The 24286-nt window shown below is 53.0% G+C and carries 23 protein-coding genes; 6 read left to right on the top strand and 17 right to left on the bottom strand.

Annotated elements, in window-relative coordinates; all coding sequences use genetic code 11:
• Positions 1-14 precede the first annotated feature (14 nt).
• From sufS to HV242_RS09315, 7 genes are all read right to left on the bottom strand, one after another.
• A complete protein-coding gene (sufS, locus tag HV242_RS09345) occupies positions 15-1235 on the bottom strand; it encodes a cysteine desulfurase SufS (RefSeq protein ID WP_050736679.1) in 1221 nt (406 codons plus the stop codon).
• Entirely contained in the window at positions 1232-2503 is a 1272-nt protein-coding gene (gene sufD / locus HV242_RS09340; protein ID WP_044868190.1) for a Fe-S cluster assembly protein SufD, read from the bottom strand. Before sufD ends, sufS begins: the two co-directional genes overlap by 4 nt.
• Positions 2478-3224: a Fe-S cluster assembly ATPase SufC gene (gene sufC, locus HV242_RS09335; RefSeq protein WP_050736678.1), complete on the bottom strand. Its 747-nt coding sequence runs from the start codon at positions 3222-3224 to the stop codon at positions 2478-2480. The genes sufD and sufC overlap by 26 nt, the downstream gene beginning before the upstream one ends.
• Positions 3225-3233: 9 nt before the next feature.
• Positions 3234-4724, bottom strand: coding sequence for a Fe-S cluster assembly protein SufB (gene sufB / locus HV242_RS09330; protein WP_020884366.1), 1491 nt, complete (start codon positions 4722-4724; stop codon positions 3234-3236).
• Positions 4725-4732: 8 nt separating this feature from the next.
• A complete protein-coding gene (sufA, locus tag HV242_RS09325; protein WP_014169736.1) occupies positions 4733-5101 on the bottom strand; it encodes a Fe-S cluster assembly scaffold SufA in 369 nt (122 codons plus the stop codon).
• 311 nt (positions 5102-5412) lie between these two features.
• A complete protein-coding gene (locus HV242_RS09320; RefSeq protein WP_020884367.1) occupies positions 5413-6141 on the bottom strand; it encodes a MerR family transcriptional regulator in 729 nt (242 codons plus the stop codon).
• A gap of 188 nt (positions 6142-6329) precedes the next feature.
• Positions 6330-7550, bottom strand: a complete 1221-nt coding sequence (locus HV242_RS09315) for a diguanylate phosphodiesterase (RefSeq protein WP_014169734.1) — start codon at positions 7548-7550, stop codon at positions 6330-6332.
• Positions 7551-7891: 341 nt separating this feature from the next.
• Between HV242_RS09315 and ycgZ the strand changes: the two genes are divergently transcribed.
• The 4 genes from ycgZ (at position 7892) to fdhF (ending at position 11107) form a co-directional block, all read left to right on the top strand.
• Positions 7892-8131, top strand: coding sequence for a regulatory protein YcgZ (ycgZ, locus tag HV242_RS09310; RefSeq protein ID WP_020884368.1), 240 nt, complete (start codon positions 7892-7894; stop codon positions 8129-8131).
• Positions 8132-8135: 4 nt separating this feature from the next.
• Positions 8136-8456, top strand: coding sequence for a hypothetical protein (locus HV242_RS09305; RefSeq protein ID WP_020884369.1), 321 nt, complete (start codon positions 8136-8138; stop codon positions 8454-8456).
• 29 nt (positions 8457-8485) lie between these two features.
• Positions 8486-8764 carry a biofilm development regulator YmgB/AriR family protein gene (locus HV242_RS09300; RefSeq protein WP_050736677.1) on the top strand — a complete coding sequence of 93 codons (279 nt, stop codon included), beginning with the start codon at positions 8486-8488 and terminating at the stop codon, positions 8762-8764.
• A gap of 192 nt (positions 8765-8956) precedes the next feature.
• The gene (gene fdhF / locus HV242_RS09295; protein WP_050736676.1) at positions 8957-11107 is read left to right on the top strand and encodes a formate dehydrogenase subunit alpha; all 2151 of its coding nucleotides are present in this window, start codon (positions 8957-8959) and stop codon (positions 11105-11107) included.
• Between the two features lie 37 nt (positions 11108-11144).
• Here the strand turns inward: fdhF and fliB are convergent, their stop codons facing one another.
• From fliB to HV242_RS09260, 7 genes are all read right to left on the bottom strand, one after another.
• On the bottom strand, positions 11145-12362 hold the full coding sequence (fliB, locus tag HV242_RS09290) for a flagellin lysine-N-methylase (RefSeq protein ID WP_050736675.1): 1218 nt from the start codon (positions 12360-12362) through the stop codon (positions 11145-11147).
• Positions 12363-12472: 110 nt separating this feature from the next.
• The gene (locus tag HV242_RS09285; protein WP_050736674.1) at positions 12473-13135 is read right to left on the bottom strand and encodes a LuxR C-terminal-related transcriptional regulator; all 663 of its coding nucleotides are present in this window, start codon (positions 13133-13135) and stop codon (positions 12473-12475) included.
• Positions 13136-13182: 47 nt separating this feature from the next.
• The gene (locus tag HV242_RS09280) at positions 13183-13698 is read right to left on the bottom strand and encodes a fimbrial protein (RefSeq protein WP_080471947.1); all 516 of its coding nucleotides are present in this window, start codon (positions 13696-13698) and stop codon (positions 13183-13185) included.
• Between the two features lie 8 nt (positions 13699-13706).
• Entirely contained in the window at positions 13707-14654 is a 948-nt protein-coding gene (locus tag HV242_RS09275; protein WP_020884374.1) for a fimbrial protein, read from the bottom strand.
• 2 nt (positions 14655-14656) lie between these two features.
• Positions 14657-17182, bottom strand: coding sequence for a fimbria/pilus outer membrane usher protein (locus HV242_RS09270; RefSeq protein WP_063858567.1), 2526 nt, complete (start codon positions 17180-17182; stop codon positions 14657-14659).
• A 44-nt stretch (positions 17183-17226) separates the two neighbouring features.
• Positions 17227-17904 carry a fimbrial biogenesis chaperone gene (locus tag HV242_RS09265; protein ID WP_020884376.1) on the bottom strand — a complete coding sequence of 226 codons (678 nt, stop codon included), beginning with the start codon at positions 17902-17904 and terminating at the stop codon, positions 17227-17229.
• A gap of 54 nt (positions 17905-17958) precedes the next feature.
• A complete protein-coding gene (locus HV242_RS09260) occupies positions 17959-18489 on the bottom strand; it encodes a fimbrial protein (RefSeq protein ID WP_050736933.1) in 531 nt (176 codons plus the stop codon).
• A 451-nt stretch (positions 18490-18940) separates the two neighbouring features.
• On the opposite strand from HV242_RS09260, the gene HV242_RS09255 reads away from it, so the two are divergent.
• Together HV242_RS09255 and HV242_RS09250 are read left to right on the top strand one after the other, a co-directional pair.
• A complete protein-coding gene (locus HV242_RS09255) occupies positions 18941-19600 on the top strand; it encodes a winged helix-turn-helix transcriptional regulator (protein ID WP_025204381.1) in 660 nt (219 codons plus the stop codon).
• 67 nt (positions 19601-19667) lie between these two features.
• Entirely contained in the window at positions 19668-20297 is a 630-nt protein-coding gene (locus HV242_RS09250) for a winged helix-turn-helix transcriptional regulator (RefSeq protein WP_044867629.1), read from the top strand.
• A 51-nt stretch (positions 20298-20348) separates the two neighbouring features.
• Here the strand turns inward: HV242_RS09250 and HV242_RS09245 are convergent, their stop codons facing one another.
• From HV242_RS09245 to ydiJ, 3 genes are all read right to left on the bottom strand, one after another.
• On the bottom strand, positions 20349-20543 hold the full coding sequence (locus HV242_RS09245) for a YdiH family protein (RefSeq protein ID WP_003857766.1): 195 nt from the start codon (positions 20541-20543) through the stop codon (positions 20349-20351).
• Positions 20544-20628: 85 nt separating this feature from the next.
• Positions 20629-21039: a 1,4-dihydroxy-2-naphthoyl-CoA hydrolase gene (gene menI / locus HV242_RS09240; protein ID WP_040017277.1), complete on the bottom strand. Its 411-nt coding sequence runs from the start codon at positions 21037-21039 to the stop codon at positions 20629-20631.
• A complete protein-coding gene (gene ydiJ, locus HV242_RS09235; RefSeq protein ID WP_050736671.1) occupies positions 21036-24092 on the bottom strand; it encodes a D-2-hydroxyglutarate dehydrogenase YdiJ in 3057 nt (1018 codons plus the stop codon). Before ydiJ ends, menI begins: the two co-directional genes overlap by 4 nt.
• Positions 24093-24286 lie beyond the last annotated feature (194 nt).

Here is a 24286-nt window from a genome sequence, read left to right as displayed (position 1 = left end):
CTGTCGCCTCTCCGTTAGCCCAGCAACTGGTGAATACGTTTAAGCCCCGCCACCAGCCTGTCGACCTCTTCCGTTGTGTTGTACATCACCAGCGATGCGCGGCACATCGCCGGCACCTGGTAAAACGCCATCAACGGCATAGCACAGTGGTGCCCGGTACGCACGGCCACGCCGTAGTTATCGAGGAAACTGCCCACATCGTATGCATGGTGTTTACCGAGATTGAACGCAATCACCCCCTGGCGGTCCGCCGGACCATACAGGGTCAGCGCCGGTACGCTGGCAAGCTCATGCAGCGCGTAGTGCATCAGCAGGTGTTCGTACTCCTGAATCGCGTCAAGGCCAACAGACGTGACATAGGCGATGGCCGCCCCCAGCCCGATAATCCCGCCGGTATTCGGCGTGCCAGCTTCAAAGCGCCACGGCGCGCGTGCGTAGGTGGTCCCTTCCGAGAGACTGACGGTCGCGATCATCGAGCCGCCCCCTTCCCACGGTGGCATCGCCTGCAAAATATCTTCTTTCACGTACAGCACGCCAATCCCGGTCGGCCCATAGAGCTTGTGCCCGGAGAAGACGTAGAAATCGCAGTCCAGCGCCTGGACGTCGACCGCGTGGTGCATGACCGCCTGCGCACCATCAATCAGCACCTTCGCGCCAGCCTGGTGGGCTTTCTCAATAATCGCTGCCACCGGGTTCTCGGTTCCCAGCACGTTAGAAACCTGGGTCACGGCCACCAGCCGCGTACGCGCATCCAGCAACGCATCGAGTTGCTCAAGCTGCAGGGTGCCATCAACGTTCAATGGGATCACCCTCAGTTGCGCACCGACACGCTCACAGAGCATCTGCCACGGCACGATATTGGCATGGTGCTCCATCTGGGTGATGATGATGTTATCCCCCGCGTGGACCTGCGCGTTGCCCCAGCTGTTGGCAACAAGGTTGATCCCCTCGGTGGTACCGCGCACAAACACCAGTTCCTCTGGCGAGCGTGCATTGAGGAAAGCGGCGATTTGGGTACGCACATTTTCCATACGCTGGGTCGCCTCCGCACTCAGGGTGTGGATCCCCCGGTGCACGGCAGCATAACCGTGGCGGTAGAATTCCGCTTCCGCTTCGATCACCTGATTCGGTTTCTGCGCGCTGGCCGCACTGTCCAGATACGCCAGGGGCAGACCGTTCACTTCACGGGTCAGAACCGGAAAATCTGCCCGTACTTTCTCTACGGGAAAACTCATGCTTCGCCTCCAGGCAGACGCTGCCCGATACGGGCCAGCACCTGCTGTTTTAACAGGCCATCGTGCAGCGCTTCCGTCAGTTCAGCGGCAAACGCATAGATGATCATTTGCTGCGCCGCCTGCTGGTCGATACCGCGGGAGCGTAAATAGAACATCTGTTCGTCATCAATTCGCCCGACCGTCGCGCCATGGCTGCACTTCACGTCATCAGCATAGATTTCAAGCTGTGGTTTGGTGTCCACTTCCGCCAGGCGTCCCAACAGCAGGTTGTTGTTGGTCATCTGCCCGTCGGTTTTAATCGCGTGCTGCGCCACGTTAATCAGGCCGTTAAACACCGCCCTTCCTTTGTCGCTGACAATGGTTTTGTGCAGCTGGCGACTGTTACAGTAGCCTTTGTTGTGCTCAAGCCAGGTACGTGTATCGCACACTTGCGTTTTAACCGGCATCGCCAGGCTGTTGATGCGAAGCGTTGTATTCTCGCCGTTAAGCTGCGTGCTGGTGTTGTGGCGCAGTACCGCGCCGCCCAGCAAAAAGCTGTGGCTGTATGCCGCGGCATCTTGTCCAAGCAGCATGTCGTTATGCGCAAAGTGGTGGCTCTGCGGGTTTTCAAACGCCAGTTTGATATGGTGAAGCTGGGCATTGGCGGCAACATGCATTGTCAAACGCGCCCCGGTAAAGTGCCGGGCCTCGTTGAGGCTGACGTAATGCTCAATCACCGTAGCCTCCGCCCCTTCCGCCAGCTCAAGATGGTGGCGGTAGTGAGCAGTGTTGATCTCGTCGCCGTCTGCTCCCTGAGTGATGTGCATCAGCAGCAGTGGTTTTACCGGACGCTGGTTACGCTTAACGCGAATATGCGTCACGCTCCGCGCCAGGCTCTCGGTGAGATGCAGGAAGACCTCGGGCTGTACCGGGGCGCTCAGGCTCTGACGGTCATCGTTAATGGCAATCTCAAACCCACAGTCCTGGGTGCTGTCACTCAGCTCAGGGCGGAACTGACCATCGACGAAGACCAGATGCACGGCATCCACGGTCAATGCCAGGGCATCGCGCTGCGCCGGGCTGATGTCTGCCAGGCGGGTGACAAACTCGCCGTTCAGCAGGCCATCAAGCGGCGTGTATTTCCAGTTCTCCTGCTTGCGTGACGGCAAACCGAGACGCAGCATCTGCTGCAGGTGCTGTTGCGCCTGTTCCGAGCGCGTATTGCCCTGCGCTTCAAACAGACGGTGCCACTGCTGGAGCGCATTACTGCTGTTCGGTAAGCCAGCCATAACCCTGCTCCTCCAGTTGTTTAACCAGCGTGAAATCACCGGATTTCACAATACGCCCCTGGTAAAGCACATGGACGAAATCCGGCTTGATGTAATCCAGAATACGCTGGTAGTGAGTGACGATGATGAACGCGCGTTTGCCGTCGCGCAGGGAGTTCACCCCGTCGGCGACAATCTTCAGGGCATCGATATCCAGACCGGAGTCGGTTTCATCCAGAATGCACAGTTCAGGCTCAAGGACCGCCATCTGCAGAATGTCGTTACGCTTTTTCTCACCGCCTGAAAAACCGACGTTGACCGAGCGGGTCAGCAGGTCTTCCGGCATTTTCAGCAACTTAATCTTCTCTTCCATCAGATCCTGAAAATCAAAGCGGTCCAGTGCTTCCAGTCCGCGATATTTACGTACCGCGTTCAGCGCCGTTTGCAGAAAGAACTGGTTACTCACCCCCGGGATCTCCACCGGGTACTGGAAGGCCATAAAGATACCTTCACCGGCCCGCTCTTCCACCGACATCTCCAGCAAATCTTTGCCGTTAAATTCGACCGACCCGTGGGTCACTTCGTAATCTTCGCGTCCTGCCAGCGTCGCGGAGAGCGTACTTTTCCCGGAGCCATTGGGGCCCATAATGGCGTGGACTTCACCCGGTTTGACATCAAAATTGAGACCACGCAGGATCTCTTTGTCTTCCACGCTAACCTGTAAATCTTTAATACTTAACATGTGCTTTCCTTAACCGACGCTGTGTTCAAGACTAATGGCGAGGAGTTTCTGGGCTTCAACGGCAAATTCCAGCGGCAGTTCAGAGAACACATCCTTACAGAAGCCGTTCACAATCATTGAGATGGCATCTTCCTCACTGATCCCGCGCTGCAGGCAGTAGAAGAGCTGATCTTCCCCAATACGTGACGTCGTCGCCTCGTGCTCAAGCTGGGCGGTATTGTTACGGCATTCAACGTACGGGAAGGTGTGTGCCCCGCAGTCTGCGCCAATTAACATTGAGTCACACTGGGTAAAGTTTCGGGCATTGGTGGCCGTCGGCATGATTTTGACCAGCCCACGATAGCTGTTCTGACTGTGCCCGGCGGAGATGCCTTTAGAAATAATGGTCGACCGGGTGTTTTTACCGATGTGGATCATCTTGGTACCCGTATCTGCCTGCTGATGGCCGCTGGTCAGCGCCACGGAGTAGAACTCACCGATCGAGTTATCCCCACGCAAAATACAGCTCGGGTATTTCCAAGTGATGGCAGAGCCGGTTTCCGACTGGGTCCAGGACATTTTGCTGTTTTCGCCTTCGCACAGCGCACGCTTGGTCACGAAGTTCAGAATACCGCCGGTGTTGCCATCGCCCGGGAACCAGTTCTGCACCGTGGAGTATTTCACCTCTGCATCTTTATGAATGATGACTTCAACCACCGCGGCGTGAAGCTGGTAGCTGTCACGGACCGGTGCGGAGCAACCTTCAATGTAACTGACGTAGCTGCCTTCATCGGCCACCAGAATGGTGCGTTCGAACTGACCGGTTTTTTCCGCGTTGATACGGAAATAGGTCGACAACTCCATCGGGCAGCGAACGCCTTTTGGTACGTAGATAAAGGTGCCATCAGACGCTACCGCCGCGTTGAGCGCGGCAAAAAAGTTATCGTTACTCGGCACCACGGTGCCGATGTACTTTTTCACCAGCTCAGGGTGCTCGTGAATCGCTTCGCCGAAAGAGCAGAAAATAATCCCCTGCTCTGCCAGTTTTTCACGGTAGGTTGTCGCCACTGAGACGGAGTCAAAAATGGCGTCCACCGCCACCTCTTTCCCTTCGCGAACGGGCACACCCAGCTGGTTAAATGCCTCTTCCACTTCTTTGCTCAGGAAGCTGTTGTCCGCACCGGTTTGCTGCACAGCGCCAGGCTGTGAGGCGCAGGTGTCGTCGCAACTCCCGCAGGATGGCGCAGAGTAGTAGCTGTAATCCTGATAGTTCAGCTTGTCATAATGCGCTTTCAGCCAGTGAGGTTCTTCCATTTCCAGCCAGGCCCGGAAGGCGCTCAGACGAAACTCCAGCATCCATTCAGGTTCATTACGTTTGGCCGAGATCGCCCGGACGACATCTTCATTGATGCCTTTCGCCAGTTCATCGGTCTGCAGCTGGGTAAAGAACCCCTCTTTATAATTGAGGTGGCCGCCGCTCCAGGTGTTAACATCACTCGTTGCTTCAGTATTACGAGACATAGTACCGCCTATACCCCAAAGCTTTCGCCGCACCCACATTCGTTCTGGGCTTTCGGGTTATGAAATTTGAATAACTGGTTTAAACCTTCACGTACGTAGTCCACTTCCGTGCCGTCAATAAACGGCATGGCCTGCAGGGCGACATACAATTTTGCGCCGTCAGTTTCGAATACCAGATCATCTTTCTCGGGTTCTGTGACGGTATCGAGCACGTAACCGAATCCTGCGCAGCCGGTCTGTTTCACCCCCAGGCGCACGCCGAGGATATCTGGCTTTTTCGCCACCAGTTCGTGAATATGTGCCGCCGCCGCTGGCGTGAGCGTTAAGCCACGCCAGGCGAAGTCGGCAGGATTGAAGGTTTCTGAATGCAGTTCCATAGGTCCACCTCATCTAATAAGCCCCAGGGCATAACACCATGTTAGTGATAACGATTATCACTTCAACCCTCTGTCAGCAGGGGCATTGGGCTAAATCGCCCTTTTTGCATACTTTTATTAAGCATAGACCCTGTCAGCGGATGCGGGCGGGATGGATTTAATTGTTCAATACTTTGAAAAATAATGGGTTATCTAATCAGAAAAGCGGAGTAAAGGGGAAAAATAAAATATGCATCGGAAATGCCTATTTTTAAGATAGATTTTATCCAGGGGAACGACGAGCAAAAAAAGGCCTTCAAGGCCTGCGAAAATTAATGATGAAAGGAGACAACAAAACCCTGTTCACGCCAGTGGTCAAGCAGTTCCTGCTGACGCGGCGTCGGCGCTTTACCGGTCCAGACGAAAATTCTTTGCCCAGGAAAAAGCTCCGGACGAGGGGAATCAATCGGGTCGGCCAGCACATCAATATGCCATCCCTTTTGTGCCAGACGCGCAGCCTCAAGCCACAGGTGGGTGCGGTCATCGCACTCCCAGCCAATAAGCAGAGCATCTTTACCGGCTTTCTTACGTGACTCCGCCAGGCTTGCGACAGCAAATTCTATCAGCACACCGTCAAGCAGGCTCGCCATATGACGCACCGTATTTTGATCCTGATTCATTCGCTGACGAACGGGAGAAATAATATTATCGATAAGCGCATCCATCGCGTGATCGCGGCGGAATTCGCCTATTTTGGCGCGCAGCTTTGCCGGGCTGGCATAACGCAAAACCGTCATCATCTCTTCCTGGATTGATGCCCAGTTACCCTGAGTCATCACTTCTTTGTTTTCCAGCAAGCCTTTGACTTTGCCGACCGAAACGCCGCTTTTCATCAGGCGTTTGATCTCTTCAATACGCAGGATATCTTCATCGTCAAACTGACGATGGCCCCCTTCGCTTCGCTGCGGCTTCAACAATCCATAACGGCGCTGCCAGGCACGCAGCGTAACGGGGTTGATACCGCATCGTTCGGCCACTTCGCCGATACTGTAATAGGCCATTAACTCCCTCACGCTTAGAACTTCCATACCCAACCAGACCAACCTTATCAGATTGTACAAACCATTTGTATAACTAAGGCCTCTTTTTGAGCGGGTGAAGGGTATACAAGTTCCTTCACCCGTTAATGTATTGTTGTACAAATTTTGCCGCGCGTACAGTCAAGCTTGCAGGTTTATGTACAGCTTTCTCAAAATTCAAACTTCTTCTCTGGCCACGCGATCGCCGGAATTCCCCCGTGACGCGGGCTGGCAAACAGATGCCCCTGGAACTGGGAAATGCCTGCAGACTCCAGCCACATCCACTCTTCAGGCTTCTCAACGCCGACGGCACAGAACTGGATCTCCAGCGAGGAACAGCAGGTGATAATCGCCTGAATGATGGCCTGCCGCGGGCCGCTTTTGTGCACATTCGCGACCAGATCGCGGTTAATCTTAATTCTGTCAGGCTGGAATTGCGCCAGTAACTGCAGACCGGCAAAACCGGCACCAAAGTGATCGATGGTTACGCTGATACCGGCACTTTTTAGCTGCCTGACCGAATGGGTAAACTCTTCAAAACGGGAAATCGCTTCGCTCTCGGTGAATTCCACCACAATCTGCTCCGGCACAAAGCCATTCGCGTCAATGGCCGTCAGCAGGAAATCCACGGCGCCAGGCACGTTGACCAGCGTCATGGGCAGCAGGTTAATGGATAATGTCTGATCCTGTAATCCCAGAGCGCTCGCCATGGAGAGCGCAACCTGCTTGCTTTTCAAATCAGAGGCGTACACCTCTTCACGAGGAATTTGGGCAAAATAGGTTCCGGGGGATTCACCGGTGGGCGTGCGGATCAAGGCCTCCCAGGAGACGACCTGCTGCATAAACGGATCCACGATAGGCTGGAACGCAAAGCTGCAATCCGCACCTTTAGCCACCACCTCCGGTTGCGCCGATAAAGGCGTCTCTTCCGGGATAAAATCCCAGGCATCTGCAGGGGGCAGTTCAAAGTAGTTGGCTTTCTCCGTGGCCTCCACGAAAGTGCGGAAAAACTGCAGGGCGCGATCGCTATATGTCAGTTGATACCTGCTGGTGCCTTTGTCGAGAACCTGCTGAAGCACCTCTTCCCTGTCGAACTGACGCAAGTCAAAAAGCTCCATGCCAACCTTGCCGAAGCGTCGGGAGGGGCCGTGATCGCGCATCAGCTCCACCACGTTATGGTGGCGCGTGTCCTGGCAAATCTGCTCGTAAATGGATGAAACGTTTTCCGCTGGGCCTTCGAGCAACTGAAAAAAATGCGTGCCGTTAAACAGCAAGATCCCCGTGACATTGGATTGCCGGTTTTTACTATTTGCAGCAGCTACCATGTTTTCCAGCGCTTTCACTGGAACGTCCTCGCAGATATGACTGCGGTATATGATGGTTGTAAGCATGCTTATCCTGAAGGGGGTTAGGGGTTGGCCACAAAAACACGTCGGTAAACATCTGTTATAGCATATTAATTACGTGACAAATAATTTACATCTCAACCATTTACGGCACCTAACGCATCCGTTTCCTGCGTTGTACAACTTATCCATCACCGTGCGTATTGTACAATATATTCTGTAACGGAAATGCTTCATTTTTATGACTCAACCACCTGATAAACATAGATTTTATAAAATATATCACAATTATTTTAAAAAATTGTACATTTTCTATGTACAGATTTGGAAATTGTGTATACCTTAAATGTAACGTTAGTGATTACATTTTTTTACAGGAGCGAAACATGCAGCAGAAGGATTATGTCGCAGATTCAGCAGCAGCGATCGCGCACTACTTCGAGAAAGCCGCGCTTCCTACCCAACAGGAGACGCTCGGTCAGGTCGTGGTTGAGATTCTAAGCGACGGGCGAAATCTGAATCGCAAATCGCTCTGTACCAAACTCTTAAGCCGCCTCGAAAAGGCCGATGGGCCTGAAGAGGAACAGCATTACCACATGCTGCTTGGTCTGCTTTTCGAACGGTAATGTTATGAACAGCAGTGATGCAGACCGACTGATTGACCAGCTTATCGGTGAAGCCGTTCTTTCTCTTTTGAAAGAGCGAGGCCCCGTCACAACCGAAGCTCTGGTTCAGCGTCTGCGGGATATGAAAGCACATGAAAAGGATCCCCAGCGGCGGGAGACACTTGCGATGGTGATTGCCGACATCGGTTCAAACAACATCGCCCTGAAACGTCGCAGAACCGCGCAAGGACGAACCGATAGAGAGGGATCTCTCAACGTTAAAAGAGACAATGTAGTGCCGTTATTTGGAAATGGAAAACCGTCCGATCCCAGAAAAATACATTGACTGCAATTTTACAGCTACGGTGAGAACAAATGAGACAAAATATTCAGCTTCAACCCGAATACCATTCCGCTTTTTTAGAAAGCGCGCTGTCGGAATATTTCCGTCACGCAGGCGATCGTTTTGCTGAAGAGTCCGCTGTTTTTTCTACTGCAGTACGCTGTGTTCTGGCTTCTGAAGGACACCTGTCCAACAAAGCGATCATTTTGTGGCTGATCCAGACGCTGGAATGCACAAACGACGTTGTGCAGGCAGATGTCATTCGTAAGACCCTGGAAATCGTTGTGGGTCACACCATGGACGATCTCTAAAAACCCTCCCCTCTGTGAAGGCTAACGTGTCATCGTCAAAACTGACGATCGGGCTGACGATGACACGTTCCCTCCTCGTATAACACCCTGTAAAACCTACAAAGTAAATATGGCATGGTTCCTGCTTACTCCCGTTTACGGGACTGGGCTACCCAGTCAACTTTGCTTCATTTCTTAACAGGTCTGTTATTGATGAAAAAAATCGCCAGCGTCTGCCCCTACTGTGGTGCAGGCTGCAAATTAAACCTTGTCGTCGAAAATAACCGTATCCTCCGTGCCGAAGCGGCCGAAGGCGTAACAAACCAGGGCACCCTGTGCCTGAAAGGCTTTTATGGCTGGGACTTCCTGAACGATACGCGTCTGCTTACCCCCCGTCTGACTCAGCCCATGATCCGCTACCACAAGGGAGAGGCTTTTACCCCCGTCACCTGGGAAGAGGCGATCCGCTATACCGCCCATAAACTCAGGAGCATAAAAGAGCAGTATGGCCCGCGGTCCATCATGACCACCGGTTCCTCCCGGGGAACAGGGAATGAAACGAACTATGTGATGCAAAAATTTGCCCGTGCGGTACTGAATACCAACAACGTGGACTGCTGCGCGCGCGTCTGTCACGGCCCTTCTGTTGCCGGGTTACAGGAAACCCTCGGCAACGGTGCAATGAGCAATTCCATTAACGATATTGAAAACTCAAAATGTCTGCTGGTGTTTGGCTATAACTGCGCCGATTCGCACCCCATCGTCGCCCGTCGGGTCTTAAAAGCGCGCGAAAATGGCGCGAAAATCATCGTCTGCGATCCCCGTCGCATTGAAACCGCACGCATTGCCGACCAGCACCTGCAGCTGAAAAACGGCAGCAACATGGCGCTGGTCAATGCGTTTGGCTATGTCCTTCTGGAAGAGGAGCTGTACGACAAAAACTACGTCGCGCGCTTTACCGAAGGGCTTGACGCTTATCGGGAAACGGTCAAAGACTACGCGCCCGAAAACGTCGAACATCTCACCGGCATTCCAGCCCGGGATGTGCGTCAGGCGATGCGGACGTTCGCGGCTGCGCCTTCCGCCACCGTCATGTGGGGCATGGGCGTAACGCAGTTTGGTCAGGCTGTAGACGTGGTCAAAGGTCTCTCCAGCCTGGCGCTGCTGACCGGAAATCTTGGTCGACCTGCCGTCGGCGTTGGGCCAGTACGTGGTCAAAACAACGTTCAGGGCGCGTGTGATATGGGCGTTCTGCCCAATATGTTCCCGGGGTATCAGGACGTTACGGACCCGGCGGTCCGGCAGAAATTCGCCACTGCCTGGGGAATCGATGTCGGGATTATGGACAAAGAGGTTGGAACGCGTATCACCGAAGTCCCTCACCTTGCGCTGGAAGGCAAGGTAAAAGCCTATTACATCATGGGCGAGGATCCGCTGCAGACTGAAGCCGATCTGGGGCTGGTGCGCCGCGGTTTTGAAGCACTCGATTTTGTGGTGGTTCAGGACATCTTTATGACGAAAACGGCGGAAGTGGCGGATGTTCTGTTACCTGCCACATCGTGGGGAGAACACGGGGGCGTCTTTACCTGTGCCGACCGCGGTTTCCAGCGTTTCGGTAAAGCCATTGAGGCCAGCGGCAACGTGAAACGTGACTGGGAGATCATCAGCCTGCTTGCTACCGAAATGGGCTATCCGATGCATTACGCATCCAACCAGCAGATCTGGGACGAGATGCGCGAGCTCTGTCCGCTGTTCTATGGCGTGACATACGAAAAAATGGGTGAAATGGGCCATGTGCAATGGCCGTGTCCAACGCTCGATCATCCGGGGACGCCGTATCTCTATAAAGATAACCAGTTCGATACGCCGAGCGGCAAAGGCCAGCTTTTTGCGGCAGCCTGGCGCGCGCCAGCCGAGATCCCGGACGAAACGTATCCGCTGGTGCTCTGCACCGTGCGCGAGGTCGGCCACTACTCCTGCCGTTCAATGACCGGCAATTGCGCCGCGCTGCAAAGCCTTGCCGACGAACCAGGCCGTGTACAAATGAACCCCCTTGATGCGGACAACCTGGGCATTAAAGACGGACAGCTGGTGTGGGTGAATTCCCGTCGGGGCAAAGTCATTACCCGTGCCAGCATCAGCGAGCGCATCAATGCCGGCGCGGTTTATATGACTTACCAGTGGTGGATTGGTGCCTGTAACGAACTGACGCAAGATAACCTTGACCCGGTCTCCAAAACCCCAGAAACCAAGTATTGTGCGGTTAAGCTTGAGGCGATTGAAGACCAACGCTGGGCGGAAGACTTTGCAGCGTCGTCTTATCAGACCATGAAGACGCGGTTAATCACGGCAGTAAACGTCTGAGGAAAAAGAGGCTCGCCACGGCGAGCCTCGTTATACGTTAGCCAATCAGAAGCAGGCACGAGAGGTCGTCCCCACCGTTAATCTTATCGATAGCAAAATCCATACGGGCATCTATGGTCTGATTGTGCAGGGTCTTTTCTGAGAAACTGGCGATGGTTTTCATGACCATCTGCTGGTTCAGTTGTTCATCCATTGATTTGACGCTCAGGAAAACTTTCAGGTAGAAAAAGTCCAGAACAATGCGATAAAACTGACGCATAATGGTGGCGGTATTCTTACCCGGGAAATAGCCGCTGTAGAGTTTGTACAACAGATAGTTGCGTAATACGTACGGCTCTGACAGACAGGATTCCTGGAAAAGTTTCCCCCACTGCTGGTTAATCGCGTCGAATTTCTGCGCCAGCCTGGCGGGATCGCTGTCATGGCTGAAATTCAAAAAGTCAGCAATTTGCCGATGCCCTTCGTTGATATACCCATCCCGTGCAGAATCTCGCGCCACGTTCGTGCCGAGGATCGACAACGCCAGATATTTCATCGCATTTGATCGCCCGACATTGCTTTCAGAGAGCAGCGATTTACCGCTCTGCAACGCTTCCAGCAAGGCTTCGTAAAAGCGTTCAACCTGCTCATACTGATTGTGCAAATCGAAGTTCACATGCTGTAAGGTCAGGATCAACTGAGCCAGCGCCATCAAATTTTCTTCAACATTCCTCGCTGGCGACTGGATTATTTTCCACGCAAGGAGATGAATGACCTGGCTGCTTTGAGGCATAGACTGGCGCTGACCAATCAGATTGGTTTTATAAACGGCCAGCAGTTCATCCTGCTCCTGCAATAACATCGCATCGGGGTCGAAGAGAACCCGCCTGACCACTTCCGGACATGAAAGGGTCATGCTGTGGCGAGTTTCATCAAGATAGCGGGTGGAGCTTCGGGGATAAGTACTGCAGGTGTGCGATAAGGCACTTTCACCTAAATCACGGTGTACCATACAGAGCTTATTTTCATCGATAAACGGACACTCCCCATTTTCATCCAGTTTAATACGGGAATAGTTTACTTTGCCTTTACGCTGCAGAATCAGATTGTCTTTGGCTATTGCAGCGATACCGGGATGCGTTGATGAAAGATATTTTTGATGTGTTTTTTTATCAATGGAAATTGTCCAGCCGCGGCAGCAGGAAATTAAACATTCCGGGCCCACACACTTGAACCTGGTCACAAAAATCGGTTTCAGGGTTTTATGAATTTGCATCGCTAATTAATCGTTATATAAAACGTAAAAATAACATGCTGCAGATGCAACTCTAAAGTTTCATAACCGAACACTTGTTTCCGTTATTCCTGTCATCAATAAAAGTGTCTTTACGCCTCCAGACAGGGGCGGTCCTGTAAACCCTGTCTCACAGAATCACGAAAAATATTGGGGGTGCCGTTTTTCTTCACCATCCTGTTGAGCAGCGCGATAAGCTCATAATCACTTCGCAGGTTAAATTTTTGCATGATCATGTACTTGTGCGCAAAAACGGTCTTATAGCCGATCTGTAACACGTCTGCCGTCTGCATAACGGATAAGCCTTTATACAGGTTCATGACGATGCGTATTTGCTGCGGTGATAATATCTTATGCTCGCAATCGAAACAGGACGTTTTCTGCAGCACATGCCCCTTCAACTGCGCTTTACGCCACGCGCACCATACCGTCTCACCAATCATGTCAAGAGAGGCCCTGCGGGAGATGAAAATAATATCCTGATAACAGGATTGCGACGCCGTAGAGCGTTGCTCATCATCAACCCAGCCGATCACAATGCCTTTTTGCCGTGACTGTAATTCCGGAAAACAGGTCAGGGTTTCTCCCTGGCATAAAGAGAGGACAATAATATCCGCCGTGCTGACGTTATGCGGCGTCATTTCATAATCAAAATGAATACAGTCATTAAAATTACGCCAAAAGAAATCCATAAAAAAATACTGCAGACCAGACTGAAATAACGAATCCGTCTCGCTAATTAAAATATTCAACATAGACCACACCGACGGGAAGCAAAAATGCGCGTGAAATCCCGCGCGACTTAATTGTATTGCAGCGTAATGACCACCACTGCGCTGAGGGTGCCGGGCGTCGCCCTGCCTCCGGTGGATATAACCGCAGCCTGCATCGCCATCTTCGCCGTCCGGTCTGAGGCGATATATTCCGTCATGCTGGAGCCGTTCCCTTTCAGTATGCCACTTCCGGCCTCGCGCATTGCTATCGCCACGTGGGTGGCCGTACCGCGGTTAATGTAATAGTCGGCGCCGGCAACAGGGTCGGGTGTACCCGTAAAGGTAGCGGTGACGCTACGCGTCCCCACCGGACATTGGGTAAATAACAGATCAAACGTAACCGGGTCTGAGGATGATCCTGGCGTCACCATATTACTTGCCTGGATATTGCCCAGATTAATATCGAGATTCGTATTGCCGTTATTAAACAGGCAGGGTGAGGCCACGATATTTCCGGTGACCCCGATATTCACGCTGTCTGCACATAGCGCTTTGCCGCACAGTAAACCCGACACAAGCAACGCCGCGGGAATTATTTTCATCATCTCACCGGTTATTGATAGGTTATCGTGAGCGTGGCTGACGCATTTGCCGAGCCTGATTCCACGGTGGTTAACGTCTGGTAATAGCGCGCGGTTAACGGGAGCGTCTCCTGTCCTCCCGCAGACTGTTTTAATAACAGGCGACCGTTCATTACCAAAGGAGAGCCGTTATAAAGTAGCTGAACCCCTACCCCTTTTGCCGTACCGGCATTCCCCTGACCGGTTAATGCCATGACGCTGGTATTGGCGCTGTCCGGATTTTGCATACCGCTGAGTGACACACTGATATTGGTGCCGGCACTGCAGGTTAACCCCAGATTTTGCGTATTTTGGGCGCCGGATGGCGTGGTTCCAATAACGGAGCCAAACGATGAGGCCGGAATATCGCCTATCGGGAACGTCAACTGCGCCGTCGTTATCGTGCATGCCAGCGCATTAATTGTGCCGTCAGTTAACTGGACCGTCAGACCGTCACGATAAACACCGTCACTTCCCTGAAGCGCCACGGTTCCGATAACGCCCGGCGTTAAAGCGCCCGACGTTACCGGGCCGGTCACCACCAGCTCAACTTTTCCACCAAACCAATCCACATACGACGTCACCGCGTTATACGAAAACGTGTAAGCCGGGTTTTCAAAATAATTCCCCGAGGAAAAGCGAATACCAATACCGCTGACATTGGTGGCATAAACATGGTTACCGTAGCTGCTCAGGTTCCCATTGTTATATCGCATACTGAATCCCAGCATCAGCGGGTTAGAACATCCCGTTAAATAGGTTCCCGTTGATGAAGCGGCGCGAGAAAAAATAATGGTGCCCACAGGGGCATCACGCTGCACGTTAATCGTGCCCACAGATATCGTCGATATTTGCGGCGTGATGGTTGTACAGGTGCCGGCACGGGCGCTATTCCACCCGCTCAGTAAACAGAGCAGGATCAGAGATAAAGCAAATTTCATTTTTAACCTTCCTGGCGGCAAAGCGCGTTAACGTCGGTTATTCCGCCGTAGGTGGGTTGTGCAGGCAGGCTAAACTGCGCGCGGCACTGCTGACCGGGTTGATTTCCCCAGGTTGCCACGATTTCTCCCTGTCCGGGCAGTCCCGTTAAATAGACCTGACCACGGTCGCCCACAATAAAGCTGCTGTTGCTGTCGCCTTTGAGCGTGACGACCGCACCAAACGGAACGGCATATTGCCCGTCGGACAGGGTCATTAGCACCCGGCGCCCGATTTTAGACACATAATCGGCTTCCACTATCGCCCCGCGGGTCGGTGTTACGGTGCGCGTATTAATCTCAAGTTCCACGTCATCCGGCATAGTTTCCGGCTCAAGAGTGATGTCGTTTTTTCGGTATACCGACAGATTGTTAACCACCGTATACCCGCGGTAATCCGTACGAACTCCGGGTTGATTGCGAATATCGACACCGTGTGCACCCGGCGCTTTCACCAGGATATTGGTTTCACCGAGCGGCTGCGAAAGCGTGATGCCGTCACGGTGAGCAATGACGCCCCCCTGCAACCCGTAATTCAGGCGCTCGCTGTGTTTGTCGTAGCTGTAGCCCGCGACAATTTCGCCATAGGTGCCTTTATAGTCGCCGTTCAGGTTGCCGGTATTTCCCGTGCCCTGTGTGCCATAACCTTGCTGCACGTTCCAATTCAGGGCACTGTTTTCCAGAGACACGCCGTTCAGCCCGACCACGTGCGTCGTGCCGTTGTGCTTACTGGCGTTCATGCCATAGTTAGCCCAGGTACGCGGCAAGAATTTGTCCAACGGTACGCTGACGTTAAAGGCCAGCAACCGATCGTGGTCCGCGTTTTGTGCGCTCCCGCGTCCATTCTTGCTGTAGGTCCAGGTCAAACCGTAACTGACGTTGTTCCAGTCATTGTTGTAGCCCACGCTCCAGGAGGCCATCGCCTGACCAGAATTCCAGTAATCTTCGCGTGCGGCGCTGAGCGTCAGTGAACCCAACGCGCCGCCCAGCGCCTGGCTCATGGTCAGTTCAGCACGGTTACGCCGCCGATCCTGCAGGGCGCTGCTGTCGCCGTAGGAATCCAGCACGTCCTGCATCCCGTAATAGCCACGGGTTGAATATCGGTATCCCGCAATTGAAAAGTTTGTCCCGGTCTTCGCCATATTTTTGCTGTAACGCGCGCGCAAGGACTGACCGGATGTTTTGTCGGTGTTATTCGGCGTTGACCAGGCCTGGGTCACGTCGGCAGAGATCGCGCCGATATCCCCCATGTTTTTACCGATGCCAAACGCCACTGAACGGTATTTATCAGACCCCTGCATCCCGCCGTAAACGGTGATGCCGTGCTGAACCCCATAAATACCGGTGATTTGACCAAAGGACGTTTTCTCCACGCGGCTGTTGTAGGCGCGATACTGCCCGGCCGTCACCGCATACTTCAGTCGTCCTTCCCGCTGCAGGACCGGCAGCGAGGCATAAGGCAGCGTGAAATGCTGCTCACTCCCGTCAGCCTCTTTAATGGTCACATCCAGATCGCCTGCGCCGCCGGTGGGATACATGTCCGAGATTTCAAACGCGCCTAGCGCCACGTAGCTCTGATAAATTTGATAACCATTCTGGCGGACCACCACCTGCGCATTGGTTCGCGCGATGCCGCGGACCACGGGCGCATAGCCTTTAAGAGAGTCCGGCAGCATGTCATCATCCGAGGCCAACTGACCGCCGCGAAATGGCATACTGTCGAAAACATCCGCCGGTGCGGTACTGTCCCCGATAATCAGCTGTGCTTTCAGCGGAATGACGGCGCGCTGCGCATAGGTATACACATTGTCCCACCGATCCTCACCGCTGGAATCCCGTGACCAGGTGGTGTAATTACGTAAGCGCCACGGCCCGATATTGATCCCGGGGCGCAGGTTGGCGTACTGGCTATCATTCTGGCTGCCGCGAGTGTTCTTCGCCCATGCGTTTGCGCCGCTCAGACTGTAATTAAGCATGGCGGCATTAATCCCCTCATCCCACATCTCTGGCGGGACCACGTCCCTGGCTGGCAGGTCGATGGCGGCCTGAGGAATGCTGATCACCAGCCGCTGTGCGCCAAACTGAAATTCGCTACTGGCCTGCGGGATCGCCTGAAGGTTTGCACATTCACCGTTGTTCGCCGCCAGCTGCGGGAAAAGCGTGGTTCTTACGCCCCACTGTTTTAACTGGTCAAGGCTCAGGCACGGCCGGAGGACGTCATTGCCCTTTTCGTCTTTTACTGCAGTAAAGGTGATATCGCGGGTCGCCATTAGCTGGTCATCAAGAACAATATCGACGTGATAGGTGCCGGGTGCCTGCGATCCGGATTCAAATGCCGATAAATCCGTTCTCCCCCTTCCTGGATTATCAAGTTCAACCAGTTCGGCATTAAATGTCTCACCGGCAAAAAGCGCCTGCGATGAACCTGCAAGTATTAATCCGATCACTGTCGCCAGGGGTGCAGGTCGAGCCCGAAAATAGTGTATTGCCATCGCTTTTAACTCATTTATGACAGGCAATGCCCGCGTTTCACCGGTTATAAGGTTGCCTGATGCGCGCCCCCAGGGCTGCCAAAGTCATTAATCACTTTAAATGTCAGTACGCTGCCGCTGGCTCCTTGCGGTAACGTGAAACGGACTGAGCCACCGGGTAAGACATACGACACGTCATCGATTTTTTTACCCCCAAGGGTGATTTCATTAAAATTGATGACATACGCGGTCGGGTTATTAACCTGAAGTTCATTCCCGGTTCTGCGCCAGCGTAATTGACTGGCCTGTTCGTCAGGCGTGGACGCGTGCAGCTCAGCGGGCCGATAAATCAGTTTGATGCGCGTTTTAACCGCAATTTGTAATGCGTTCATCTGCGTTGAGGCAGACGGAATCGCTTTAATATTCAGCCAGAATAAACTTTCCCGATCCTGAGGCAGTGCCCCCGTCATCACGATGCGCTCAACGTTTTTTTGCCCGCCATCCAGACGATACAAAGGCGGCGTAATAATAAAAGGCACCTTGCCTGACGCCCCTTCCTGCACGTCGATCCATGACTGAATTAAATACGGCGTACCATCAGGGTTATTCACACTGAGTGACGTTTCCTTTTTAGCGCCATCAAAAATAATGCGCGTACCACCAATAATGACGCCGGCATGAGCCGTTGACAGCATCAGAGATAACAACGCTGTTGCCAGTAAAGGGGTTCTGAAAAAATACATTCTGTTCCTCATAAAATTGGGGGCCGGGGCGGCCCCGACGTTCAGGCAAAAGAGCTAGTTATAAACCACCGAGAAGTTGGCGACAGAATTCGCCGGGCCTGCCGTGACGCTGGCCGTGGTCGAAATATACTGGGCATAGAAATTGAGCGTATTGTCTGCGGAGCTGCTGAGCATGTAGGTGTAACCATTGCTGCCATGCAGAGGCAGGTCGGTTTTATCCGCGGTCATCAGGTTGATCGCCACGCCCGTTGCGGCACCCGCCACGGAGGTGTCAATCGCCAGAAGATTGCTATTAGACGCATCCGGAGTACCGTCAAAGCGCACTTTGGCGTTCGTGACCGAGACCGGACAGTTTTTCAAAATAATATCGAATTTCGTTGCCGCGGTTCTCGCCCCCGTCGCGGTAAACTCTGTTTTATAATAATCCCCAAGTACAACCACCTGGTTCTGCGATGCCACATCAACATCACAGGCAGAATCCAGAATATTACCGTTAAAATTAACGGTACCTGCAGCGGCAAACGCATTGGCCATTGTCAGTACGGAACCTGCTGCGATCGTTGCCAGAAGAAGTGTTTTTTTCATCATGCTATATCCTGTATCACTTTATTTATTATTAACATTCAGACAAAAAGACGCGTCGGTTTTTTCACCCACTTAATGTTTTGCCTTTTACAGACAGCAGCGAAAAAAAAGAAATAACTTTATTTCATTAAACGTCTGAAGACGCATATGACTTGCTGTCGATGAAATAAAATTTATACAACTCCGTTGACGTCGACAATCATTTTCGGAGTCTTTCCGTAGACCCGTAATTAACAAAAATAAAACATTGTAAATAAGGAATGCCTTACGCATATAACGGGCAGTCTATTAATAGACCGGAGTGTTAAGATCATTAAATTCAAAATGTTAGTCAGGATAATATTGAAAGTCTACTTTTAGACCTGTGCTGCATATTCCCGTAGTCGCTGTTTTTTAAGATAATTCTCTACGCCGGTCACCCATGATCGCAATGAAAGCAGTGGAGCACCTTATGAACACGCGAATGACAGCGGTCCTCACCGATGTAAAATCTACCGTACTGGATTTAAAACCGTATGCCCATATTGATAAGTTAATCAGTACTGTGCTGCCTTTTACGGAAAGGCATATTCTCGCGAAAGGCGAAATTATTCAGTATCACAATAATGATGTTCGCCTCTGTTTTTTGCTGTTACACGGCAGCGTTGCGCTGCATCGTCGTGGCGATGGTATTGTTTTAAACTCAGAGTCCTCACCTTTTATTCTGGGTGTCAGCAGCCAGTTCTCCTCTGAACATCTGTACGTCAGAGCGCTTGAAACCTCAGAAATAGCGCATGTCTCTCTGGATAATTTTAATAAGATCGTGGCGGAAAAAAACTTATGGGAACATTTTTCAAAGCTACTCATCTATACCGCCTCCCGGGTATACGAGCACTGCGCGCAAATATCGCAGATGTCAGCCTATGACATTATCCGGTTTCAGCTGGTCGAACTGATGCAGGAGCCAGATGCCGTACGGAAAAACATCACGGCGGCAGCGTATATCAAGAGTCGAACCTACCTTTCGCGCAGTGGGATTATGCGTATTCTCGCGGAACTGCGTACCGGAAAGTACATCACGATGGAGCGTGGCGTGCTGCTGGAAATCCGTCATTTACCACGTAAATACTGATTGGCCTCGTGTTTACGATAAGGAGTAACGCTATAATCAGGGGGGTTATCGCTACGGGTTATAGGTTATGTCCTCTACTGAAAAAACGCATCGTGGTTCTCCTTACGCACGAGAACTGATTTCATTCCTGCAACCCTACTGTACCACGCGCAATGTTGCTCCCGGCGAACAGCTGGATCTCCAGGTGAATGGCCAGAGCGTGTGCTATTTGATCCTCGAAGGCACCGTTGCTATCTACCGCAGAAGCGACAACATGATGCTCACCACCGCACGTAGCCCGGCGCTTTTTGGCCTCGCCAATCTGACAGACATCTACTTCAATGATTATCTTAAAACCGTGACCCCCTGCCTGACGGGTATGCTTACCACCGTTCAGGTGGAAGCCGTTATCAAAGAGAATGGGTTATGGGGGTTGTTGTCTAAGCACCTGATGTTTGTTTATAACCGGCTATACAATAATGTGATGCCTCAGGGCGCGCCCACGGCCTATGAGATGATTCGCCAGCAATTGATAAAGCTGATGGATGAAGATGAGAGTTATCGCAACGCCATCACCGCAGAGCGGTATATTCGCGAAAAAACCCAGCTGTCGCGCAGTGGGGTAATGCGTATTCTGGCGGATTTAAAAACAGGCGGGTTCATTGAGATAGAAGATGGCAGGCTCGTTAAAATCAATAAACTGCCTGCCCGGTACTGAACGTCAGATACAAAAAAGACCGCTGACGCGGCCTTTTTTTTACTGTCACAATCAATGGACGTGAACGCCCAACCGCCAGGCAAAGTAGATCTCTTCTTTAAGCTCATTTGAAGAGAGCGCCAGCAAATCTGTGAACTCCAGTTCAAGCTGTTTCAGCTTTTTCAGGTACTGCGCCGGAGACAGGTTGCTTTTATCACGACGTAAATATTCAATTGCCAGCTGTGTTGGGGTTATTTCAGTATCCATGATGTCCTCGCTTATGTACAAAACCTGACCAGTATATCACAAGAGGCTGGCTAGTTTTTGACCAAAGGCAAAACATCTGAAAACTTTACACGACCGCCGTCGTCAGTCGCGACGAGCAGCAGAGCCGATCCTGCTCGTCAAGAATGTCAATCTGCCACACCTGATGGCGGCTACCGGCGTGTAGCGCGCGACAAACGCCGCGCACCCGTCCACTTCGCACCGAGCGAATATGGTTCGCGTTCACCTCCAGCCCGACGACCTTTTGCTCCCCTTCGGTGCAAAGATAACCCGCCACGGACCCCAGGGTTTCGGCCAGCACGACGGATGCGCCGCCGTGCAATAAACCAAACGGCTGATGCGTGCGATGATCGACAGGCATCGTGGCCTCCAGTTCATCCTCGCCAATATGCGTGAACTGAATGTCCAGCAGCCCTACCATATTCCCCTCGCCCATGGCATTCAGCGCCTGCAGCGTCACGGCTCGTTTCCAGATCATCCAATTATCTCCAGTAAAGCCTGTAATGGGTGACGCACTCCGTTCCCTTCAACCCGTTTCACCTGGCTTCGGCAGGAGTAGCCCGTGGCCAGACAGCGGTTCCTCGGCAAACGCTGCATCGCCTGATGCCACGACAACTCATAGATACCGAGCGAGTTCTCGTGGTTTTTCACTTCGTGCCCGTAGGTACCTGCCATGCCGCAGCAGCCCACGTTGACGCTCTCAAGCTTCGCCCCGAAGCGGGCAAAGATAGAAGCCCACTGCGCCGGGGCGCCCGGCAGTGCCGTCACTTCCGTGCAGTGGCCGAACAGATACCACGATTCACCGCTCACATCCTTCACGGTCGCCTGTTGCAGCGCCGCCGGCAGCCACTCGTGCACCAGCATGACGTGGAAATCACCGCGTTGCTCCCCCAGCGTCTGCTTATACTCATCGCGGTAGCAGAGCACCAGCGCCGGATCGACACCGACCATCGGCATCCCTAGCTGCGCCACCCGGTTGAGGAAGTCAGCGGTTTTCCGCGCCGTTTTCGCAAAACGGGTAAGGAAACCTTTAATGTGCTGCGCTTTGCCGTTTGGTGAGAACGGCAGTACCACCGGCTGATAGCCCAGTTTTTCTACCAGACGGATAAAATCGGCTACCACCTGGGCATCGTAGTAACTGGTAAACGGATCCTGCACCACCAGCACCACATTGGCTTTCTGCTCAGGGGTCAGCGCCTCAAGCTGCTCCAGCGTCATATTCGCCGAGCGGTGCCCCACGAGCTGACGCTGTAGCGAAGGGACTGACAGCAGCGGCAGGTCCACCATCCCGATATGTTTTTCGGAAAGCTTTCGCACCAGCGGCTGATTGATGAAGAAGTTAAAGGTCTTCGGCGCACGCGCCATCAGCGGGGCATAGCTCTCCACCGTCGCCACCAGATGGTCACGCATTGGACGCAGATAGCGGGTATGGTAAAGCTGCAGGAACCGTGAGCGAAACTCCGGCACATCAATCTTGATCGGACACTGGGTTGAGCAGGCTTTACAGGCCAGGCAGCCGGACATGGCCTCCTTCACCTCGTGGGAGAAATCATACTCGCCTTTGTTCGCATGCCAGCTGTTGCGGGTACGTTCAATCAGCGAGCGCAGACTGGCGCGTTTTTCCGGCAATTCCTGTTCCAGCTTCAGCGGATCAACCCCGCGGTCGGCCAGCAGACGCAGCCATTCGCGGACCAGCGTTGCGCGGCCTTTGGGCGAGTGAATACGGTTACTGGTAATTTTCATCGACGGGCACATTGGGCTTTTCACGTCGAAGTTGAAACACAGACCGTTACCGTTACACTCCATTGCACCGCGCCAGGAGGCGCGCACCGCAATCGGGATTTGTCTGTCATAGGTGCCGCGCTTGACGGCGTCCACCTGCAGCATTGGGGCATCGACGCCCTCTGGCGGGCAAATTTTACCCGGGTTGAGACGGTTATCCGGATCGAATGCCGCTTTGACCTTACGCAGCTCAGCGTAGAGCGCTTCACCGAAGAACGCCGGGCTGTACTCCGCGCGGAACCCTTTCCCGTGTTCTCCCCAGAGCAGACCGCCATATTTCGCGGTCAACGCCACCACATCGTCGGAGATCTGTTTCATCAGGATCTCCTGCTGCGGATCGCACATGTCCAGCGCCGGACGCACGTGCAGCACCCCGGCATCCACGTGGCCGAACATGCCGTAGCTCAGACCGTGGCTGTCAAGCAGGGCGCGGAACTCAACGATGTAATCCGCCAGATGCTCAGGCGGGACGCAGGTGTCTTCAGCAAAGGGAATCGGTTTGGCAGCCCCCTTCGCGTTGCCCAGCAGCCCCACCGCTTTTTTACGCATCGCGTAAATACGCTCAATGCCGGAGAGTTCGCTGCAAAGCTGCCAGCCAATCACCCCACCTTCACCTGCTGCAATCAGTTCGTCCAGCCGCTGACAGAGCGTGGTGACCTGGCTTTCAATCAGCGCTTCGTCATCGCCGGCAAATTCAACGATGTTGAGACCCAACATCTCTTTATCAGGTACATCGGTGATAAGCTCACTCACCGAGTGCCAGACGATGTCTTCCCGAGCCAGATTAAGCACTTTAGAGTCGACGGTTTCCACCGACAGCGCCCGCGCGTCAACCATAAAGGGCGCATTTCGCAGGGCAGAATCGAAGGAGTTGTATTTGACGTTCACCAGCCGACGCACTTTCGGCAGCGGCGTAATATCCAGCCGTGCCTCGGTAATAAATGCCAGCGTCCCTTCGGAGCCGGTCAGCACGCGGGTTAAATCAAACTGCGTCAGGTCATCGTTAAAGACATGACGCAGATCGTAGCCGGTTAAGAAGCGGTTCAGTTTAGGGAATTTGTCGAGGATCAACTGGCGGTTATCGCGACAGCGCTCAAGCACGGTGCGGTAAATCCGCCCGTTGGCCGTGTTGTCTTTACCCAGCCTTTCCGCCAGTTCGACCGGCATCGGCTGGGTATCCAGGATATCGCCGCCCAGCAGCACCGCGCGCACGCCAAGAACGTGATCGGAGGTTTTACCGTAGACCAGCGACCCCTGCCCGGAGGCATCGGTGTTAATCATCCCACCGATTGTCGCACGGTTGCTGGTAGAGAGCTCGGGGGCAAAGAAGTAACCATAAGGCTTGAGGTACTGGTTAAGCTGATCTTTGATGACGCCCGCTTCGACACGCACCCATCCTTCTTCGGGATTGATCTCAATGATGCGGTTCATATAGCGCGACATATCAATGATGATGCCCTGGTTCAGCGCCTGACCATTGGTGCCGGTGCCGCCGCCGCGTGGCGTGAACACCAGCGAGGTAAATCGCTCCTGCGTTGCCAGTCGCGCAATAAGCGCCACATCGGCCGTTGAACGGGGAAACACGACTGCATCGGGAAGAAGCTGGTAGATACTGTTGTCGGTCGCCATTGTCAGCCTGTCGGCATAATGTGTGGCGGTATCCCCTGTAAAACCCTGTTGCTCCAGTGCCTGCAAAAAATTAAGCACCAGCTGAACGACGCCAGGTGCCTGAGAAATCTGTGGGATCATTACTGTCGACCCTAATTAGAGGTGTGAAATCGTTTGCGTGTATCGTAAAAGTTTTATCACATTTTTTTCTTATACGCTCTGCAGAATTACAGGCAGAATTCGCCTGTCAAAAATCGCTGAAATCATTAATGATTAGAGAATCGCGGTTTTCCGTTCCCGCCAGCCACGCTGGTGTTCAATTAAGGAAAGTTTCA

Origin of the sequence: Enterobacter sp. RHBSTW-00593, from assembly GCF_013784105.1 — a bacterium.
In the GTDB taxonomy this organism is placed as follows: Bacteria; Pseudomonadota; Gammaproteobacteria; order Enterobacterales; family Enterobacteriaceae; genus Enterobacter; species Enterobacter ludwigii.
Note: the sequence above shows the minus strand (reverse complement) of the source record. Positions and strands in the feature narration are given on the sequence as shown.

Excerpts from the sequence above, each read along its gene's own strand:
- sufS (WP_050736679.1), bottom strand. The coding sequence starts at position 1,235 with ATGAGTTTTCCCGTAGAGAAAGTACGGGCAGATTTTCCGGTTCTGACC.
- sufD (WP_044868190.1), bottom strand. The coding sequence starts at position 2,503 with ATGGCTGGCTTACCGAACAGCAGTAATGCGCTCCAGCAGTGGCACCGT.
- sufC (WP_050736678.1), bottom strand. The coding sequence starts at position 3,224 with ATGTTAAGTATTAAAGATTTACAGGTTAGCGTGGAAGACAAAGAGATC.
- sufB (WP_020884366.1), bottom strand. The coding sequence starts at position 4,724 with ATGTCTCGTAATACTGAAGCAACGAGTGATGTTAACACCTGGAGCGGC.
- sufA (WP_014169736.1), bottom strand. The coding sequence starts at position 5,101 with ATGGAACTGCATTCAGAAACCTTCAATCCTGCCGACTTCGCCTGGCGT.
- HV242_RS09320 (WP_020884367.1), bottom strand. The coding sequence starts at position 6,141 with ATGGCCTATTACAGTATCGGCGAAGTGGCCGAACGATGCGGTATCAAC.
- HV242_RS09315 (WP_014169734.1), bottom strand. The coding sequence starts at position 7,550 with ATGCTTACAACCATCATATACCGCAGTCATATCTGCGAGGACGTTCCA.
- ycgZ (WP_020884368.1), top strand. The coding sequence starts at position 7,892 with ATGCAGCAGAAGGATTATGTCGCAGATTCAGCAGCAGCGATCGCGCAC.
- HV242_RS09305 (WP_020884369.1), top strand. The coding sequence starts at position 8,136 with ATGAACAGCAGTGATGCAGACCGACTGATTGACCAGCTTATCGGTGAA.
- HV242_RS09300 (WP_050736677.1), top strand. The coding sequence starts at position 8,486 with ATGAGACAAAATATTCAGCTTCAACCCGAATACCATTCCGCTTTTTTA.
- fdhF (WP_050736676.1), top strand. The coding sequence starts at position 8,957 with ATGAAAAAAATCGCCAGCGTCTGCCCCTACTGTGGTGCAGGCTGCAAA.
- fliB (WP_050736675.1), bottom strand. The coding sequence starts at position 12,362 with ATGCAAATTCATAAAACCCTGAAACCGATTTTTGTGACCAGGTTCAAG.
- HV242_RS09285 (WP_050736674.1), bottom strand. The coding sequence starts at position 13,135 with ATGTTGAATATTTTAATTAGCGAGACGGATTCGTTATTTCAGTCTGGT.
- HV242_RS09280 (WP_080471947.1), bottom strand. The coding sequence starts at position 13,698 with ATGATGAAAATAATTCCCGCGGCGTTGCTTGTGTCGGGTTTACTGTGC.
- HV242_RS09275 (WP_020884374.1), bottom strand. The coding sequence starts at position 14,654 with ATGAAATTTGCTTTATCTCTGATCCTGCTCTGTTTACTGAGCGGGTGG.
- HV242_RS09270 (WP_063858567.1), bottom strand. The coding sequence starts at position 17,182 with ATGGCAATACACTATTTTCGGGCTCGACCTGCACCCCTGGCGACAGTG.
- HV242_RS09265 (WP_020884376.1), bottom strand. The coding sequence starts at position 17,904 with ATGTATTTTTTCAGAACCCCTTTACTGGCAACAGCGTTGTTATCTCTG.
- HV242_RS09260 (WP_050736933.1), bottom strand. The coding sequence starts at position 18,489 with ATGAAAAAAACACTTCTTCTGGCAACGATCGCAGCAGGTTCCGTACTG.
- HV242_RS09255 (WP_025204381.1), top strand. The coding sequence starts at position 18,941 with ATGAACACGCGAATGACAGCGGTCCTCACCGATGTAAAATCTACCGTA.
- HV242_RS09250 (WP_044867629.1), top strand. The coding sequence starts at position 19,668 with ATGTCCTCTACTGAAAAAACGCATCGTGGTTCTCCTTACGCACGAGAA.
- HV242_RS09245 (WP_003857766.1), bottom strand. The coding sequence starts at position 20,543 with ATGGATACTGAAATAACCCCAACACAGCTGGCAATTGAATATTTACGT.
- menI (WP_040017277.1), bottom strand. The coding sequence starts at position 21,039 with ATGATCTGGAAACGAGCCGTGACGCTGCAGGCGCTGAATGCCATGGGC.
- ydiJ (WP_050736671.1), bottom strand. The coding sequence starts at position 24,092 with ATGATCCCACAGATTTCTCAGGCACCTGGCGTCGTTCAGCTGGTGCTT.